The organism is Iodidimonas nitroreducens (genome assembly GCA_000710935.1).
Lineage (GTDB): Bacteria > Pseudomonadota > Alphaproteobacteria > Sphingomonadales > Rhodothalassiaceae > Iodidimonas > Iodidimonas nitroreducens.
Genome location: BAYV01000002.1, coordinates 62,999 through 81,390 on the forward strand (window position 1 = coordinate 62,999; position 18,392 = coordinate 81,390).

At 53.5% G+C, this 18,392-nt stretch carries 14 protein-coding genes; 10 read left to right on the plus strand and 4 right to left on the minus strand.

The features are described from left to right. Positions 1–79: 79 nt before the first annotated feature. Complete coding sequence (locus tag AQ1_RS15245) at positions 80–235, minus strand: hypothetical protein (RefSeq protein ID WP_161760343.1); 156 nt, start codon at positions 233–235, stop codon at positions 80–82. A 365-nt stretch (positions 236–600) separates the two neighbouring features. Between AQ1_RS15245 and phoU the strand changes: the two genes are divergently transcribed. Both phoU and phoB read left to right on the plus strand, forming a co-directional pair. Then, positions 601–1,332 (plus strand): phosphate signaling complex protein PhoU, encoded by a 732-nt coding sequence (gene phoU / locus AQ1_RS00615; RefSeq protein ID WP_042082853.1) that lies wholly within the window; start codon positions 601–603, stop codon positions 1,330–1,332. Beyond that, on the plus strand, positions 1,329–2,042 hold the full coding sequence (gene phoB / locus AQ1_RS00620) for a phosphate regulon transcriptional regulator PhoB (protein WP_313981779.1): 714 nt from the start codon (positions 1,329–1,331) through the stop codon (positions 2,040–2,042). Before phoU ends, phoB begins: the two co-directional genes overlap by 4 nt. On the opposite strand, the gene AQ1_RS00625 is transcribed toward phoB, so the two are convergent. Both AQ1_RS00625 and AQ1_RS00630 read right to left on the minus strand, forming a co-directional pair. Then, positions 1,994–3,379 (minus strand): sensor histidine kinase, encoded by a 1,386-nt coding sequence (locus AQ1_RS00625; protein WP_052370645.1) that lies wholly within the window; start codon positions 3,377–3,379, stop codon positions 1,994–1,996. The two genes, phoB and AQ1_RS00625, sit on opposite strands and share 49 nt — an antisense overlap. Further along, the gene (locus tag AQ1_RS00630; RefSeq protein ID WP_081836955.1) at positions 3,376–4,074 is read right to left on the minus strand and encodes an HAD-IA family hydrolase; all 699 of its coding nucleotides are present in this window, start codon (positions 4,072–4,074) and stop codon (positions 3,376–3,378) included. The genes AQ1_RS00625 and AQ1_RS00630 overlap by 4 nt, the downstream gene beginning before the upstream one ends. A gap of 115 nt (positions 4,075–4,189) precedes the next feature. Here AQ1_RS00630 and AQ1_RS14285 point away from each other — a divergent pair, with 115 nt between their 5' ends. The 8 genes from AQ1_RS14285 (at position 4,190) to AQ1_RS00670 (ending at position 17,151) form a co-directional block, all read left to right on the plus strand. Beyond that, positions 4,190–6,823 (plus strand): tetratricopeptide repeat-containing hybrid sensor histidine kinase/response regulator, encoded by a 2,634-nt coding sequence (locus tag AQ1_RS14285; RefSeq protein ID WP_161760345.1) that lies wholly within the window; start codon positions 4,190–4,192, stop codon positions 6,821–6,823. A gap of 177 nt (positions 6,824–7,000) precedes the next feature. Continuing rightward, on the plus strand, positions 7,001–8,974 hold the full coding sequence (locus tag AQ1_RS00640; RefSeq protein ID WP_042082862.1) for a BCCT family transporter: 1,974 nt from the start codon (positions 7,001–7,003) through the stop codon (positions 8,972–8,974). Positions 8,975–9,033: 59 nt separating this feature from the next. After that, positions 9,034–10,407, plus strand: a complete 1,374-nt coding sequence (gene gor / locus AQ1_RS00645) for a glutathione-disulfide reductase (RefSeq protein ID WP_042082865.1) — start codon at positions 9,034–9,036, stop codon at positions 10,405–10,407. Positions 10,408–10,538: 131 nt separating this feature from the next. Next, the gene (locus AQ1_RS00650) at positions 10,539–11,927 is read left to right on the plus strand and encodes a class II 3-deoxy-7-phosphoheptulonate synthase (protein ID WP_042082867.1); all 1,389 of its coding nucleotides are present in this window, start codon (positions 10,539–10,541) and stop codon (positions 11,925–11,927) included. Positions 11,928–12,013: 86 nt separating this feature from the next. Further along, positions 12,014–13,699: an NAD+ synthase gene (locus AQ1_RS00655; protein WP_042082869.1), complete on the plus strand. Its 1,686-nt coding sequence runs from the start codon at positions 12,014–12,016 to the stop codon at positions 13,697–13,699. Continuing rightward, a complete protein-coding gene (gene gltX / locus AQ1_RS00660; protein WP_042082872.1) occupies positions 13,696–15,036 on the plus strand; it encodes a glutamate--tRNA ligase in 1,341 nt (446 codons plus the stop codon). The genes AQ1_RS00655 and gltX overlap by 4 nt, the downstream gene beginning before the upstream one ends. Continuing rightward, entirely contained in the window at positions 15,033–16,376 is a 1,344-nt protein-coding gene (gene cysS, locus AQ1_RS00665; protein ID WP_042082874.1) for a cysteine--tRNA ligase, read from the plus strand. The genes gltX and cysS overlap by 4 nt, the downstream gene beginning before the upstream one ends. Continuing rightward, positions 16,369–17,151 (plus strand): RNA methyltransferase, encoded by a 783-nt coding sequence (locus AQ1_RS00670; protein WP_042082876.1) that lies wholly within the window; start codon positions 16,369–16,371, stop codon positions 17,149–17,151. Before cysS ends, AQ1_RS00670 begins: the two co-directional genes overlap by 8 nt. A 29-nt stretch (positions 17,152–17,180) precedes the next feature. Here AQ1_RS00670 and AQ1_RS00675 read toward each other — a convergent pair whose 3' ends face one another. Next, the gene (locus tag AQ1_RS00675) at positions 17,181–18,257 is read right to left on the minus strand and encodes a type I restriction endonuclease (protein ID WP_042082879.1); all 1,077 of its coding nucleotides are present in this window, start codon (positions 18,255–18,257) and stop codon (positions 17,181–17,183) included. Between the last annotated feature and the right edge of the window lie 135 nt (positions 18,258–18,392).

The following is an 18,392-nucleotide window of genomic DNA, read 5'->3' on the forward strand; positions in this document are numbered from 1 at the left end:
TCAGATGCCCTAAAGGCAAGAGAAAACCTTGTCAGGCAGTTATCTGCCCAAAAGGGAGCTTATCCGGTTTTGATCGAAATCAAAAGCCAAGAGAAAGGATGGCCGACCATAAAGCGGCGCTAGCGGCCAAGATACAGATGGCCGATGCCCCGGCAGAGAGCCGCGCGGAAGACGACCGATCATAGCCTTTGGCATGAAGGGAAGCCTGCTTGATCCCGGATTGCTTATTTGTCATCGCTATCACACCACCCGTTTTTCAGTTCATGTCTCGTTAGAAACTTGGGCTCGTCAGAAACTTGGGTTCATCAGAATTCGAGATCACCAGAAATTCATCAAAACGTATTTTAAAGGCCCCAGTTCCGATGCATTGTTTCTAAATAATGCCAGTCAGGTCGTTAGCTGACAACAACATGATTCTCACAAGTTCGTTTATAAACCGTAAAATTTTAGGTGAATTATTTTGATCATGGATTTTTCCGGGGCATTTTTTCTACAGGCCCATGGGAGATATAAAACCCGCAGCGTCATAGTTTTGTAACGCATTCTTCTTAAACAAGAGAGCGATGAGAGCCGATCCCGGAACAGGGCGGAGGTGAGCGGATGCGTGATATTCATACGAATAAGTCCTATGATGAAGAGCTTGATCAACTCCGCGCCACCTTGAGCGAAATGGCGGGATTGGCCGAAGCCCAGCTCCATAATGCCGTAACTGCTTTGGTGGCCCGGGATATGATTCTGGCGCAAAAATCCATCGCAGATGATGAGCGGATCGACAGGCTGGAGCATCTGGCAGAAGAAAGGGCGATTGAAATCATCGCCCGCCGCGCGCCTTTGGCTGATGATCTGCGCGAACTGGTGGCGGCCATCAGGCTGTCTGGCGCCTTGGAACGAATTGGTGATTATGCCAAGAATATCGCCAAAAGAACCACGGTTCTGGTGAATGTTCTGCCCATGCGCCAGATTAGCATCATCCCCGAAATGGCAAAGCAGGCCCAGCGCATGATTTCCGATGTGATGGATGCCTATATCCAGCGCGATAGTGCCCTGGCCATCGATGTGTGGGCGCGCGACGAGCGAATTGATCTTTTATATGATAGCCTGTTTCGCGAATTGCTGACCTATATGATGGAAAAGCCAGAATTGATCACGGCATGCACCCATCTTATTTTCATTGCCAAAAATATCGAGCGTGTGGGCGATCAGGCAACGAATATCGCCGAAGTCGCTTATTATATGATCGAGGGTCGATCAATGAAAGATAATCGGGTGAAGCGGGATGAAACCGCTTTTGCCGATCCGTCAGACAACACAGAATCGGATAATGGATCATGAAACCGCGTATTCTTCTGGTCGAAGACGATATCAATCTCACCGAATTGGTGCGCTATAATCTGGAACGCGAAGGTTTTGAAATCGCTTTGTCTGCGGATGGCGAAGAAGGCCTGATGATGGCGATGGAGCAGCCGCCGGACCTGATCCTGCTCGATTGGATGCTGCCTAATCTTTCGGGGATCGAGATTTGCCGCCGATTGCGCCGCAATGGCGATACCGCCAATATTCCGATCATCATGCTCACTGCCCGCACCGAAGAAGGGGATCGCGTGCGCGGGCTTGAGATCGGTGCCGATGATTATATCACCAAGCCTTTCAGCCCGCGTGAACTGATTGCCCGCATCAATGCTGTTTTGCGTCGGGTGCGCCCGGGCTTGTCGGGCAAGATCCTGACTCATGCAGGCATTTCCCTTGACAGCACCACCCATAAAGTTGTGCGGGATGGCACGCAAATCCATCTTGGCCCCACAGAATTCAGGATGCTGCGGCATTTCCTTGAAAATCCCGGTCGGGTTTTCTCGCGCGAGCAGCTTCTTGATGCCGTGTGGGGGCATGATGTTTATGTGGAATTGCGCACCGTTGATGTGCATATCCGCCGCCTGCGCAAAGCCCTCAATATCAATGATAGTGCCGATATCATCCGCACCGTTCGGTCGGCTGGCTATTCTCTTGATCCTGAAAGCAGCATGGCAGGATCGGCCTCGGCCTGAAGATGAGGATGCGGGTGAGGGGCGTTTTCATCTGCAGTCGCCAAAGGCAGGGTAACGGTGACGCTGGTGCCCACGCCTAAGGTGCTTTCAATATGCAGATAGCCCCGATGGCGGGTGACGATATGCTTTACGATGGCGAGCCCTAAGCCGGTGCCGCCAAGCTTGCGCGAGCGGGCAGCATCCACCCGATAAAAACGTTCGGTCAGCCGGGGGATATGTTCGGGGGCAATGCCGGCCCCCTGATCGTTGATAGTGATGGCAAGACCGGCTTTGCCGCCTTCGGGCATCCGCTCCACCCTCTGGGCATGAAGGGTGATGTCGGTCCCTTCATAAGCATATTTCATGGCATTCGAGACAAGATTTTGCAGCATCTGATGGATCTGGTCGCGATCGCCGCGCACCGGTGGCAAGGGGTCTTTGGCCTTGATCAGCAGGCGCATGGATCGTTTCGCGGCACCGGGTTCGAGGCTATCCACCACATTTTTCAGAATCGGCAGACAATCGGCGCTGGTTTGCGGCTGCACATGCTTATCCAATTCGATCCGCGATAAAGACAACAGATCATCGATCAGGCGGACCATTCTTTGGGATTCTTCGTGCATGATCCCTAAAAAACGCTCCTGAGCCGCCAGATCATCCTTTGCCGGGCCGCGCATGGTTTCGATAAAGCCGATCAGCGATGACAGGGGCGTGCGCAATTCATGGCTGGCATTGGCCACGAAATCGGCGCGCATCCGTTCAGCGGCTTTCATCTGGGTGGTATCATGCATCGAGATAACCACATAATAGTCGGGCTCGGCTTCATCATGGATCAGATTGGATTGGGGAGGGCGGCTATTTTCCACCCGCGAAACACTGACTGTAAAATTGCGTTCCACCGGGGTTGTTAAGGTCACGTCAAGACGGATCGTTGTCGCCCCTTTCATGACTTTTGCCAGGGCATCGAGAATATCGGGATGGCGCATATGGAGGCTGATTTCACGGCCGATCAATCGCTCGCCAAATAAGGATCGGGCGGGGCGATTGGCATCGAGCACCTTGCGGCCGGGATCGATCAATAAAAGCGGCGCATCGATCCCTTCGGCGATTTTGGCCCGCAAAGGCGCCAGATTGCGCCGGGGCGCCCGGGCCAGCTTGACCGTATCGCTCAAGCGGCGAACCAATTGGCGATGGCTGCGCTCGATCCCATATAAAAGCCCGATCATCGTAAGACCGATGATGAGCGCCGCAATACCGGTGATCTGCCCCAGCAGATAAAGGAATAAAAGCCCCGATGAAACCGCAAGCTGGGCGGGCAGGATCAGCGGGCTTTGCTCGGTCAGTCTGTCATTTTTCATCGGTGGTTCTCTTTTACAATCAAGCCGGGCAAGGCTCTCAGATCAGAAATGATGAGATCCGCCCCAAGGCTTTCAACCGGTTCGGGACTATAGCCAAAAGAAACGAGGATGACATCCATTTGGCTCGCCCGTGCGGCTTTGGCATCGGTGATGCTGTCGCCGATCATCACGGCAGCCCCTCGCCCGGGCAGGCTTTGGCGCACATGATCAAGATGCATGGGATGGGGTTTGGCAAAGGGCAGGGCATCGCCGCCGGTGATAGAGGTAAAATAAGATCGCATCGATAAAGCATCGAGAAGGGACAGGGCCAGATCCTGCGGCTTGTTGGTACACAGACCCAAAGCAAAGCCCCGCTCTTTTAACAGGCGCAAAACATCATGGGCACCGGCATAAGGCTGGCTGTGGCGGGCGATATTGGCCCGATAATGGCGGATGAACAGATCGAGCGGTTGGTCGATCATAAATCCATCAGGGATGCCGCCGGTGGCTTTCAGGCCCTGCCCGATCAAAGCGCGGGCCCCCAAACCCACCATAGAGCGAACATCGGCCAAGGGGAGGCTGGGGCGATCTAAAGTTGCGAGCACATGGTTCATGGCGGCGCACAGATCAGGGGCGCTATCAACCAGCGTTCCATCAAGATCAAAAATAATCTTATCCACCTGAAAGGATGTTTTAGGCATAAAAACTGTGCTCATCTTAATATTTGCATTTTGTTTACACTGGTCTGCTATTCATTGTTTCATTCGCGAAATGAAGTTACCAGAGACATATCGGATGGATCGAGTTCAGCTGTCGCTTTTTAGGCGCTCCATGATGCGGGGCAGCATCTTTGTGCTGCTCTGCGTGATGGCGTGTCTTTTATTGGGCATGCATCAAGTGCGCGCCCAAAACAAGAGCGTGGATGAACCGCTTGTGCGGCCAATTCCCAGCTATGGCGGGGATGAGATCGTTGATAGCAGGCCGGATCTGAAAAAAGTCATCGCCGAAGGCATGGCTTTGGTGAACCGAGAGCCGAAAAAAGCCTTGCAGATTGTGCAGGATGCCTTGGGTGAGCAGCCGCTTGATGCCTTGCCTGAGGGGGATGCGGTGCATTTTCTGGTCATTCAATCTTTGGCGCAAAGCCGGCTTGGGATGAATGAAGAGGCCTTAAAGGCGGCCCGCACGGCGCATGAAATTTTCATGGCATCCGATCTGGAGCGGCCATCGCCTTTGCAGGCGCAGCTTTTGATCGCCAGCGCCCGGGCCAGTGAATATCTGGGCGATATGGCCAGCGCTTTAAGCCAGTTTTATACCGCCTGGGCGGTTTTTCGCGATCTTGAAGATAGCCTTGGCATGGCGAATGCCCATGCTTCAGGGGCGGGCATCTATCATGAAATCGGGCAGATCGATAATGCCCTTTCCAATTATCAGATGGCCCTGAGCCGCGCTGAAGAAGCCGATGATGATTTCATGCGCGCCCGGATCATGATCAATATGGCCTATGCCTATTTGGAAAATGGTGATCCCGAACGCGCCCTTGTGCTTTTGGATGATGTGAAGCCGATTGTCGTGCGTCTCGATAATCCGTTGATCGATGTCTATCATTTAGAAAATCTGGCGGAGGCGTCTTTTTATCTTGGCGATATGGATCAGGCGCGGGCCTTTTTCGTCCAAAGCCGGGCGATGGCCGAAGATTTGGGCATCGGTAGTTTGCTGAGCAATATCGCGTTTTTCATGGCACAGATCGAGCATCAGGCAGGCAATATCGATGCGGCTTTTGCCGAAGCGGAAAAAGGATTGGTGCAGGCGCAAAAGAATGATGAGCCCAGCCGGATGCGCGATCTGCACGGGTTTTTGGCCGATTTATTCGAAGAAAAAGGACAATTTGAATCCGCCCTTTTCCATTTAAAGCAAAGCCGCAAATTCCATGATGAGATCAGAAGCACTGAAGTGGAACAGCTTGGCAAGGTTCTGGAAGCCCAGATGGATCTGGAGCGGAAGGAACAGCAGATTGCCCTGTTAAAGCGCGATCAGGAAATCAATGAACTGCAAGTGCAAAGAGAATCGATCTGGCGCAATATCGCTCTTTCCGGGGCGCTGATGCTGCTCACGATCATTCTGGGGCTGACCATTCTGCTCAGGGCGATGTCAAAATCGCGGAAGGAAGCCGAGGATCGCAGCCGGGGTCTTTTGGTGGTACAGGCGGAATTGGAACGTGCCAATCAAACCAAATCGAATATTCTGGCCATGACCAGCCATGAAGTGCGCACGCCCCTGAACGGCATTATGGGGATGGCGCAGGTTTTGCAAAGAACCGCGCAATCTCCTGAACAGATCCGTCTGATCGAAACCATCATGACCTCATCGGAAATGCTGCTGGTCATTTTGAATGATATTCTGGATATGTCGAAAATCGAGGCGGGCAGGCTGGATATGCGCGCCGATCCAGTTTTGGTGTCGGGCTTGATGGAAGGTGTCGAGGATTTATGGCGGCCCAAGGCTGAGGAAAAAGGGTTGGCATTGAAAGCCCAACTTGCCCCGTCTTTGCAAAGGGCGCTGATCGTGTGTGACGGGGGCCGGGTGCGACAGATTCTGTCGAATCTGCTCTCTAATGCCATCAAATTCTCCTCGACCGGAGCGATCTACCTGCGCGCCGAAACCGATGATGAGATTTTGGGCCGGTCGGCCATCGTTTTTTCGGTCAAAGACAATGGCATTGGGATTCCCGCAGGCCATGGCAAGGATTTGTTCGAGCCTTTTACCCAATTGGAAAGCGGTGCCACGCGCAAATATGGTGGCACCGGCCTTGGCTTATCCATCTGCAAAAAGCTGGTGGATTTGATGGATGGGCAGATCGGCTATGAAAGCGAACCGGGTAAGGGCACACGCTTTTGGTTTGCCATTCCCCTCATTTCAGATGCCAATCAGCCCGATGATGCTGCTGAAAGCGCGCCTCAACCGCGTGCCCAAGCGGGACCAACAGAATCTGCTCGCTCGCAACAGGCACCGGAAACGGGCTTGTTTGAAGGGGATGCAGGCGAAAGCGATAAAAAGCGGATTTTGATCGCGGAAGATAATCCCACCAATCAGATCGTGATCCGCGAAATGTTGCGTGGTCAGGGCTATGCCCTTGATTTTGCAGAAAATGGTGCTATCGCTCTGGAAAAATTGAAGGCCATGCCCTTTGATCTGGTTTTGATGGATGTCAATATGCCGGTGATGAATGGGGTGGAGGCCGTTGCCGAAATTCGCCGTTTGGAAAAGCAGGCGGGCGCCCCCCCTTTGCCGGTGATCGCCATCACCGCTGATGCTTTTGAAGAAGATCGCGCGCGATTGCTGGCCAATGGCATGGATGATTATATCTCAAAGCCCATTGATCGGCTCAGCATGCTGGATATGCTGCGGGCGATCTTTGCGGCCCATGGCGCGAAAGAAAAAGGCGAAGTTAAAACCGCCATCGGTTGATCAGGCACCAAGGATGATCGCGCTAAAGCCTAATATTGGGGGGCAGGCGTGCCGCTTTTCAGGTATTTTTAAGCAACATAAAGCCCTGTTTGAAGCCCCTGACCAGGCCCGATTTGCGCCCAGCAGGGTTTATGGCGTACATAAGCCTATCTTCAAGTGCATCCGAGAGGGGATTTCGTGGCTTTCTGGAACTGGAAACTGTTTGAGTCGGTTAATAAACCGGTTTTTTTCATATCGGCTTTTCTGATTTTTTCTTCCGTTCTAGCGGCGGCTTTTTTCAGCCGTGATGCCGGTGCCCTTTTTGGGAGCCTGCAATCGGGTGTGGTGGCCCGTTTTGGCTGGCTTTATGTTTTATCGGTGGCGATTTTCCTCGTGTTCATCATCGGTCTGGCGATGAGCTCCTTTGGCGAGGTCCGCCTCGGGCCGGATGCTTCGCGCCCTGATTTTTCCTATCTCTCATGGATTGCCATGCTGTTTTCGGCGGGCATGGGGATCGGGCTGATGTTTTTCGGGGTGGCCGAACCGATTTCCCATTATTTTGCCCCGCCCACCATCGAGGGGGGCACCGCCGATGCCGCGCGCGAGGCGATGAGCATCACCTTTTTCCATTGGGGGCTTCATGCCTGGGCGATCTATGCCGTGGTGGGCTTGTCCTTGGCTTATTTCGGCTATCGCAAAGGTCTGCCGCTGACGATCCGGTCGAGCCTTTACCCCCTTTTGGGTGAACGCATCTATGGGCCGATTGGTCATGCCGTTGATATCATGGCGGTGGTCAGCACGCTTTTTGGGGTTGCCACATCCTTGGGTGTGGGGGTGATGCAGGTCAATGCCGGGCTCAATCATTTATTTGGTCTGCCGGATAATGATCTGGTTCATATGCTGTTGATCATTTCGATTACCGCTGCCGCTACAATCTCGGTGGTGGCGGGCCTGGATGCCGGGATCAAGCGCCTGAGCGAAATCAATATGATTTTGGCTGTGTGCCTTTTATTGTTTGTTCTTCTGGCTGGCCCAACCCTGTTTTTGCTCCAGGCCTTCGTGCAGAATCTGGGTGGGTATTTCAGCAGCTTTGTGAGCCGCACATTTTCGCTTTATGCTTATGAGCCCAATGATTGGATCAGCGACTGGACTTTATTTTATTGGGCCTGGTGGATTGCCTGGTCGCCCTTTGTGGGCATGTTCATCGCCCGCATTTCGCGCGGGCGCACCATCCGCGAATTTGTGGTCTCTGTGCTGCTGGTGCCCTCGGGCTTTACATTTTTATGGATGACGGTTTTTGGCAATTCGGCCATTCTTTTCGATATGGAAGGGGTGGTATCGCTGGGGCAGATGGTCGTTGATGATATGCCTGTGGCTTTGTTCCAGTTTTTGGAAGCCTTGCCCCTTTCGGCTATTGCCTCATTTCTAGGCACGGGGCTTGCCATCACCTTTTTCATCACCTCATCGGATTCCGGGTCTTTGGTGATTGATATCATCACCTCTGGCGGGGATCGTGAACCGCCGGTCTGGCAGCGGGTTTTCTGGGCTGTCACCGAGGGGGTGGTGGCGGCGATCCTGCTTTTGGCGGGCGGTCTTGCGGCTTTGCAGGCGGCATCTTTGATCAGCGCTTTGCCGTTTACTCTGGTCATTCTGGCCATTTGCTGGGGGCTTTATCAGGCACTGCGGGATGAGCGGGCGCGCAAGGTCAGCCATCGTGTGGCCTCATCTTTGCCGATGGAAAGCTTTGGCGTTTCATGGAAGCAGCGCCTGCGCAGCATCCTGCAATTTCCCAAGCGGGAACAGGCGGAAAAATTCCTTGCCGATATTGCCCGTCCGGCCTTGCTCGAAGTAATGCGAGAGCTTAAATCGCGGGGGATGGAAGCACGGGTGGAAGAACAGAAAAATATCGTCCGTCTGATCGCTACGAATGGGGCGGATGGCTCTTATCCTTTTGATTATGCCATATATCTGCGCAGCTATGAGGTGCCGGGCTTTGCGATGTCGGAATTGAAAGCAAAGCCGGATAAAGTGCATCGCTTTTATCGCGCCGAGGTGTATCAAAGCGAAGGGGGCGATCCCTATGATGTGATCTCTTATTCGCAGGATCAATTGATCACGGATGTGATCACCCAATATGATCGTCATCGTTATTATCTGCATATGGTGAGCTGACCTGCCCATGACATGAATGGGCTGACGACGGCTTCAGGGACAAGATCAAAGGACGCTTTATGACCACATCGGATTATGATTATGATCTTTTCGTTATCGGGGCCGGATCGGGCGGCGTGCGGGCCAGCCGCATGGCGGCGTCTTTTGGGGCGAAAGTGGCGATAGCCGAAGAATATCGGGTGGGGGGCACCTGTGTCATTCGCGGCTGTGTCCCCAAAAAGCTGATGACCTATGCCGCCCATTATCATGAAGATTTTGAAGATGCCATAGGCTATGGCTGGGATCAGGTCACCCCGGGCTTTGATTGGCAGCGCTTTATCGCCGCCAAGGATGCGGAAATCGACCGGCTTAATGGGGCCTATAAAAACACCCTGCGCAGCCATAATGTTGAAATTTTCCAAAGCCGCGCGGTGCTCGAAGATGCCCATCATATCCGCATGGGGGATCGCGTGGTCAGCGCCGATACCATTTTGATCGCCACCGGTGGCGCGGTGAACCTGCCTCGCACCCCGGGGGTGGAGCTTGCCATCACCTCGAACGAGGCTTTCCATCTCAAAACCCTGCCGAAAAAGATCGTGATCGTTGGCGGCGGCTATATCGCGGTTGAATTTGCCGGGATTTTCAATGGTCTTGGCTCTGATGTCACCCTGATCTATCGGCGTGAGCGTATTTTGCGCGGTTTTGACGAGGACATCCGCAAAAGGCTGCAACAGGCCCTGATTGATAAAGGGATCAATATTCTGTGCCAAACCGATGTGGCCGCGATCAGAAAAGCCGATCCCAAAACCAGTGAATCCCGCCTTTTATTGAGCCTTGATAATGGCGATGAACTGGAAAGCGATGAACTGATGTATGCCATTGGCCGCCGCCCCAATACCGAAGGGCTGGGCCTTGATCGGGCAGGGGTGCAGCTTGATACCAATGGCGCAGTGCGGGTGGATGATTATTCCCGCACCAATATCGACACTATCTGGGCGGTGGGGGATGTGACCGATCGGATCGCCCTGACGCCGGTGGCGATCAAGGAAGGCCATGCCTTTGCCCTGACACGCTTTAACAAAACGCCTACAGCGCCCGATCATCATAATGTGGCTTCGGCGGTGTTTTCCCATCCCCCCATCGGCTCGGTGGGGATGACCGAAGATCAGGCCCTTGATAAGCTGGGGGATGTGGATGTTTATGAATCCGATTTCCGGCCCATGAAACATACATTGGCCAATCGAGCCGACAGAGCCTATGCCAAGGTTATCGTTGATTGCAAAACCGATCATGTGGTGGGCATTCATATGATCGGCCCGGATGCGCCTGAAATCATTCAAGGATTTGCGGTGGCCATGAAATTGGGGCTGACCAAATCCGCGCTCGATCAAACCGTGGCCATTCATCCCACAAGCGCGGAAGAACTGGTGCTGATGCGCAATCGGCGCGGCTGATCGCCCCTTTTGGAGCAGAAAGCTTCTGATCGGCGTGCAGTTTGGGTGGACCCACCGGATTTAAATGATTATGGTGCGGCCCCGCCGAAATCATAGAATGATATGTCAGTTTTTGTTGGAGTTTTTGAAAGATGAATGCGCGTTGGACCCCCGATAGCTGGAGAGCCTATCCGGCCGCGCAACAGCCCACTTATCCCGATCAGGATAAGCTTCTGGCCGTTGAAGATAGCCTTTCGCGTGTGCCGCCGCTGGTTTTCGGAGGCGAGGTTCAGGCTTTAAAGCAGCAATTGGGCCGGGTGGCCGAAGGTCAGGCTTTTTTGTTGCAGGGTGGCGATTGCGCGGAAAGCTTTGCGGAATTTCATCCCCATACCATTCGCGATACCTTTCGCGTGTTATTGCAGATGGCGGTGGTGCTGACCTTTGCCGCCGCCTGCCCGGTGGTGAAGGTGGGCCGCATGGCTGGCCAGTTTGGCAAACCCCGGTCCAGCGATACGGAAAAGCAGGGTGATGAGGAACTGCCCAGCTATCGGGGGGATAATGTCAATGGCATCAGTTTTGATCCCCAATCCCGGCAGCCCGATCCCGAACGGCTGATCAAGGCTTATAATCAATCGGCGGCAACCCTTAATCTGCTGCGGGCCTATGCCAATGGCGGCTATGCCGATCTGCATAAGGTGCATCGCTGGAATCTGGATTTCGTGGCCAATTCACCGGCTGCAGCGCGGTTTCAGGATCTGGCGGATCGCATTGGCCAATCCCTTGATTTCATGCGCGCCTGCGGGGTGGGCGAAGGCACGGCCCATGAATTGCGGGGCACGGAATTTTTTACCAGCCATGAATGCCTGCTTTTGGGCTTTGAGCAGGCTCTCACCCGTCCCGAAGAAGGGGGCGGGCCGTGGATCGATAGCTCGGCCCATATGCTGTGGTGCGGGGATCGCACCCGCGATCTTGAAGGGGCGCATCTGGAATTTCTGCGCGGCATCGATAATCCCATCGCGGTGAAGGTTGGCCCCAGCATGCAGCCGCTTGAACTTTTGAAGCTGATCGAGCTTCTCAATCCCATGGATGAGCCGGGGCGGTTGACCCTGATCTGCCGCTTTGGGGCCGATAAGATCGAAAAGCATCTGCCGGCTTTGGTGCGGGCGGTGAAGCGCGATGGCCGCCATGTGGTGTGGAGCTGTGATCCCATGCATGGCAATACGGTGAAAAGCTCGGTGGGCCTTAAAACCCGTGCTTTTGATCAGTTGATGCTGGAAGTGCGGCGCTTTTTTGCCATTCACCGGGCCGAAGGCACCTATGCCGGGGGCATCCATCTGGAACTGACCGGGCAGAATGTGACCGAATGCACCGGCGGGGCCATGGCCATCACCGAAGATAAGCTGAAATCGCGCTATCATACCCATTGCGATCCCCGGCTCAATGCCGATCAAAGCCTTGAAATGGCATTCGAGATCGCGGCCCTTTTGAAAGACGAGCGCAAAGCCCTTTTAGCAAGCGATCAGATTGCCAAAAGCGCTTAAAGATGTGGCCGGATGATTGACGAGATCATCGGTCGTTGGTGATCAGATCACTTGTGGCTTTTGCAGGGGAAGGCTAAAAGGCGGCCATGACCGCTGTTTCATTTAAAATCGCATTGGTGCAGGGCAATCCCACCGTGGGGGATATGGCCGGGAATGTGGACCTGATCCGCGAAGCCCGGGCCCGTGCCGCACGGATGGGTGCCGATCTGGTGCTGACATCTGAATTGAGCCTTGTGGGCTATCCCACCGAGGATTTGATCTTAAAGCCTTTTTTCCAGCGCATGGCGATGCAGGCGGCCGAAGAACTGGCGAAGGATACCGCTGATGGTGGCCCGGCGCTGATCGTTGGCGCGCCCTGGATTGATGCGGATGGCGGGCTTTATAATGCCGCCCTCGTCATGGATGGGGGCAGCATTACGGATCGGGTTTATAAAAGCTGCTTGCCCAATTATGGTGTTTTCGATGAAAAGCGCCTGTTCACCCCGGCCCGCGCTGTGGCCCCGGTGATGGTGCGCGGGCATTGCTTGGGTGTGATGATCTGCGAAGATATGTGGTTTGCCGATACCGCCCGCAGCCTTGCCGATCAGGGGGCGGAAATTCTGCTGGTGCCCACCGCATCGCCCTTTGAATCCAATAAGCTGCCTGAACGTCTCAGCGTCGCCCGCGAACGGGTGTTTGAAACCGGATTGCCCCTGGTTTTCGCCAATCAGATGGGTGGGCAGGATGAGATTATTTTCGATGGCTCGTCTTTTGTGCTCAATCCCCGTGCCGGTGAAGATGCCGAGATCATGGTGCAGCTTGCCGGGTTTCAAACGGAGGAAGAGCAGCTTGTTTTCGAAGGCAGCGAAGGCACAATGAGAGCCCAAAAGGGCGTGGTGAAACCGGCCTTCAGTGATCTCGAAGCCATCTGGCAGGCCATGGTTTTGGGCTTGCGCGATTATATCGCAAAAAACGGCTTTCCCGGTGTTTTGATCGGGCTTTCGGGGGGGATCGATTCCGCCCTCACCGCCGCTATTGCCGTTGATGCTCTTGGCCCGGATCGGGTGCGTACGGTGATGATGCCTTCGCGATTTACCAGCGCGGAAAGCCTCGATGATGCCGCAGCCTGCGCCAAAATGCTGGGGGTGCGACTTGATGAGGTGTCGATTGTGCCGGGGGTTTTGGCCTTTGATCAGATGATGGCCGATCTTTTTGCAGGGCGTGCGGTTGATAACACCGAAGAAAATATCCAATCCCGGCTGCGGGGCATGATCCTGATGGCCCTGTCGAACAAATTTGGCGATCTGGTGCTGACCACGGGCAATAAATCGGAAGTCAGCGTTGGTTATGCCACGCTTTATGGCGATATGTGCGGCGGCTATTCGGTTTTGAAGGATATTTATAAAACCACGGTTTTTGCCCTGTCACGCTGGCGGAATGCGCATTATCCGCTCAATTCTTTGGGCCCGGATGGCGCGGTGATGCCGGATCGGGTGATCAGCAAACCCCCGACTGCGGAATTGCGCGCCGATCAAAAGGATGAAGACAGCCTGCCGCCTTATGATGTGCTCGATGATATTCTGCTGTGCCTTGTTGAAGGGTCGATGCCGGTGTCTGAAATCGTGGCCCGTGGCCATGATCCACAGACGGTGGCGCGGATCGAACAATTGCTTTATATCGCAGAATATAAGCGTCGACAGGCGGCGCCGGGGGTAAAGATTTCCCGGAAAAGCTTTGGCCGTGATCGGCGCTTTCCCATCACCAACGGATTCAGATCGGCACGCATCAAATGACTGTGAATGTACGTTTTGCCCCTTCGCCCACCGGGCTTTTGCATGTTGGCAATGTGCGGGCGGCTTTGCTCAACTGGCTGTTTGCGCGCCAGCAAAATGGCCATTTTCTGCTTCGTTTCGATGATACCGATGCCGAGCGATCCCAGCAGATTTATATCGATGCCATTCGCGAGGATTTGCGCTGGCTTGGGTTGAATTGGGACCATGAAGCCCGCCAATCCGAACGATTGAGCCAATATCAGGCGGCCGCAGATAAGCTGCGGGAAATGGGGCGGCTTTATCCCTGCTATGAAACGCCCGAGGAATTGGGGCTGAAGCGCAGGCTTCAATTGGGCCGGGGCCTGCCGCCGGTTTATGATCGGGCGGCGCTTTTGCTGGGCGATGCGGATCGCGCCCGTTTTGAGGCCGAGGGCAAAAAGCCCCATTGGCGCTTCAAGCTGGATACCACAAAACGCGTGGAATGGCATGATCTTATTCGCGGGCCGCAATCCATTGATCCCGCCAGCCTGTCTGATCCGGTGTTGATCCGCGCTGATGGCAGCTTTTTATATATGCTGCCCTCAACGGTGGATGATATTGATTTTGCCATCAGCCATGTGGTGCGGGGTGAAGATCATGTCACCAATTCCGGTGAGCAGATCCAGATTTTTGAAGCTTTGGGAAAAAAGCCGCCCCTTTTTGCGCATTATCCCCTGCTGAAAGCCAAGGGCGGCGGCAAATTTTCCAAGCGCGCGGGTAGCGGCTCGATCCGGGCCCTGCGCGATGAAATGGGGCTGGAAGCCGATGCCATCAACAGCTTCATCGCCCGCCTTGGGTCTGCCGATTCCATCGAGCCTTTCATCGGTCTTGAGCCTTTGATTGCAGCCTTTGATTTCAGCCGTTTTTCCCGGTCCTCGGCGATTTTCGATGAGGATGAACTGGATCAGATCAATGCCCGGATTTTGCATCAATTGCCATTTGATCGGGTAGCCATGCGGCCCGAATTGGATGGTTTGGGCGAAGATTTCTGGCAGGCCGTACGCAACAATCTGGTGCATTGGAAAGATATCCGGCAATGGGTGCGTGTGGTGCGCGGCCCCTTATCCCCCTTGATCGACGCCGAGGATCGCAGCTTTCTGGCCGAAGCGGCGGAGCTTTTGCCTCCCGCCCTTGATGATGAAAGCTGGAAAAGCTGGACTACTGCCTTGAAAAACAGCACAGGCCGCAAGGGCAAGGCTTTGTTCCTGCCTCTGCGCCTTGCCCTCACGGCGAAGGATCATGGCCCTGAAATGGCCGCCCTTCTGCCGATGATCGGGGCTGTGTCTGCCCAAAAACGATTGCGGGGGGAGGGTGCGTGAGCCTTGTTCTGACCAATAGCATGAGCGGGCGAAAAGAGACCTTTAAGCCCATTGATGCGGCCAATGTGCGCATGTATGTGTGCGGGCCAACGGTTTATGATCATGCCCATATCGGCAATGCCCGCCCGCCGGTGGTTTTCGATCTGCTTTATCGCCTGCTGGGCCATCTTTATGGGGCCGCGCATGTAACCTATGCCCGCAATATCACCGATATCGATGACAAGATCATCGCCCGGGCACAGGAAAGCGGCCGGGATATTGCGGATATCACCGATCACTATACGCGGATCTATCGCGAAGATATGGCGCAGCTCAATATCCTGCCGCCCGATATCGAGCCTTTGGCCACCGATCATATCGAGCCGATGATCGCCATGATCAAAGCTTTGATCGAAAAGCAGGTGGCCTATGCCGCCGAGGGCCATGTTTTGTTTCATGTGCCCGCCATGCCCGATTATGGCAAGCTTAGCCATCGCCCGCGCGATGAGATGGTGGCCGGCGCCCGGGTGGAGGTGGCACCCTATAAAAAAGACCCTGCGGATTTCATTTTATGGAAACCCAGCAGCCCCAATCAGCCGGGATGGGATAGCCCATGGGGGCGCGGGCGCCCGGGCTGGCATCTGGAATGTTCGGCGATGATCAAAGCCCATCTGGGCACCGAAATCGATCTTCATGGCGGCGGGCAGGATCTGATCTTTCCCCATCATGAAAATGAAATGGCCCAAAGCGAATGTGCCCATGACCATCCATTCGTGCGCACATGGGTGCATAATGGCTATGTGTTGGCGAATGGCGAGAAGATGTCGAAATCGCTGGGGAATTTTCATACCGTTCATGATCTTTTGGCGGATTTCCCGGGCGAGGCGATCCGGCTAACATTAATGTCAGCGCATTATCGCCAGCCCCTTGATTTCACGAAAGATGGTATTGCCGAAAACAGGCGGCGGCTGGATCGCTGGTATCGGCTGATCGGTGGCGTAGAGGCGGCCAAAAGCCTGCCGCAAACGGTGATCACCGCCCTTGAGGATGATCTCAACAGCCCCAAGGCCATTGCTGCCTTGGAAGCTTTGGCAAAACCCGAAACGGCCGATCAATTGCTGGCCGGGGCGCAATTCATGGGGCTGTTGTTGGAAGCGCCTGATGTATGGTTCAAGGCGGAACGGTCCGGCGGATTGGATCAACAGGCGGTGGAAGCCTTGATAGTGGAGCGGCGCGCGGCACGCCAGGCGCGGGATTTCGCCCGGGCCGACGCGGTGCGCGATCAGCTTGATGCGGCGGGCATCCGCTTGCTCGATCGCCCTGATGGCACCACCGATTGGGAACGGATCGGCCATGATTGATCATGCACCCATCGTCATCGCCCCCATTGTCATTCTTGTGCGGCCGCAATTGGGCGAGAATATCGGCAAGGCGGCGCGGGCCATGCTCAATTTCGGGCTGACCGAGCTGCGCCTTGTGGCGCCGCGCGATGGCTGGCCCAATCCGGCAGCAGGCCCTGCGGCATCGGGGGCGGATCAAGTGCTGGATGAGGCGCGGATTTATGATGATGTGGCCCAGGCCGTGGCCGATCTCCACCATGTTTATGCCACCACTGTGCGCCCGCGCGATATGCTCAAGCCGGTGGTGACCCCGGTGGAGGCGGTGGCGGCCATCCGCAGCACACAAGGGAAGAGCGGCCTGATGTTTGGCCCGGAACGATCCGGCCTTGATAATGAAGAGGTGGCGCTGGCCGATCGCATCCTGACCGTGCCGGTGAACCCTCAATTCTCAAGCCTCAATCTGGCGCAGGCGGTGATCCTCACGGCCTATGAATGGTATCAGGCGCAGGTGAATGATGCGGTCAATGCGCAGGCTGATGTCGCTCGGCCTGAAATGGAGCGACTGCCCGCGCCCAAGGCCGAATATCAAGGGCTTTATGATCAGCTTGAGCGTGATCTCGCCAGCCGGGGCTTTTTCCGCTCCGCCGGGCGCAAACCAACCCAGATGCGGGCGCTGAAAACCCTGATGCAAAATGCCGGATTTTCCAGTCAGGAAATCCAAACGCTGCGCGGTGTCCTCAAAACCCTCACCTGGCCCGAAAGGGATGGGCCAGAGAGCGGCGAGGATGATCGATAAGAAAATATTTCAATTAATAATCGTGTATATTAATTATTTGTATCCAATTCTTTTATTCTTTTTATAATATAATCTTCTAATTCATAGATTTCTGTAGTATCTTGTATAGGATGCTTTATTTCTTCTCTATCATTAAATGTTCCGATGTATTTTACGGCTTTACCGTTAAAATGAAGCCTTGCAATTTGTTTTCTGTTGTTATCATCAAATAAGATTGCTGCATATGACTTACTATCTCTCATATATATTCTTTTTGGAGAGACGTATTTAGCCGCAATAGCTTGAATAATTCTGTACCCTGAAATTTCTTCCTCGGTCGTTACAATTCCATCGTCATCATTCTTTTGGCTTGATAATATCTTCTCCTCATCCAAGCTTTCCTGATCGCTGCTGGATGATTTCAAAGCAGTAGATAATCGTTCATTTACCAAATCACGTATGATGACGCTTATTGAATTAGGCACTATTTTTGAGTAATTATCCTTAATCGTCGCTGTAATGCGGCCATTGTGAACATTTTTCGCAATGAAAGATATCAGATCATCGCTTGGGGATAAAAATTCTTTTTTAAGATAATCAATAACTAAAGATTGAACTCTAAGGTCTGATGCTTTTTCAATTATATTTTCTAATGAAAAATGCTTCTTAGTAAAATTTTCAAGTATTTTGATATCGGAATTTCTAACAAAAGATAAATCAAATATATAAAATGGGTTATCATCCATTTTATTGCTGTTTTCGATATCACTATAAAATTGATATTTAATGCCGTTCGTTAAGATGGCAAGCCTTGCGTCTGTAACTGAAAAGTACCTAAATAATTGATGGGCATGGCTGACATTTAATTCCATAGAAGACGGCTTGCATTCAATAAGGATATTTACCTTTCCATCTTTACAAACAGCATAGTCAACCTTTTCACCCTTTTTAATTCCCACATCAGCATTAAATTCGGGAATGACCTCAGAAGGATTGAAAACGTCATAACCCAATGCGCGTATAAACGGTAAAACCAATGATGTTTTCGCCGCTTCTTCCGTAGCCAGAAATTGCTTTTGTTCGATTGTCTTTTTCTGAAGTTCCTGCAAGTCCCTATAAAGATCCATCTTAATTCATTTCCATGGCATGATTTCAGGAATGGTTGGTCCAATCACAACAGATGCGGACCATAAAGCTAGGCCGTAGACTCATAAAATCTAAGCCAAATACGGATTGAAGCGAGTTTGATTGCGGCCAGGAAG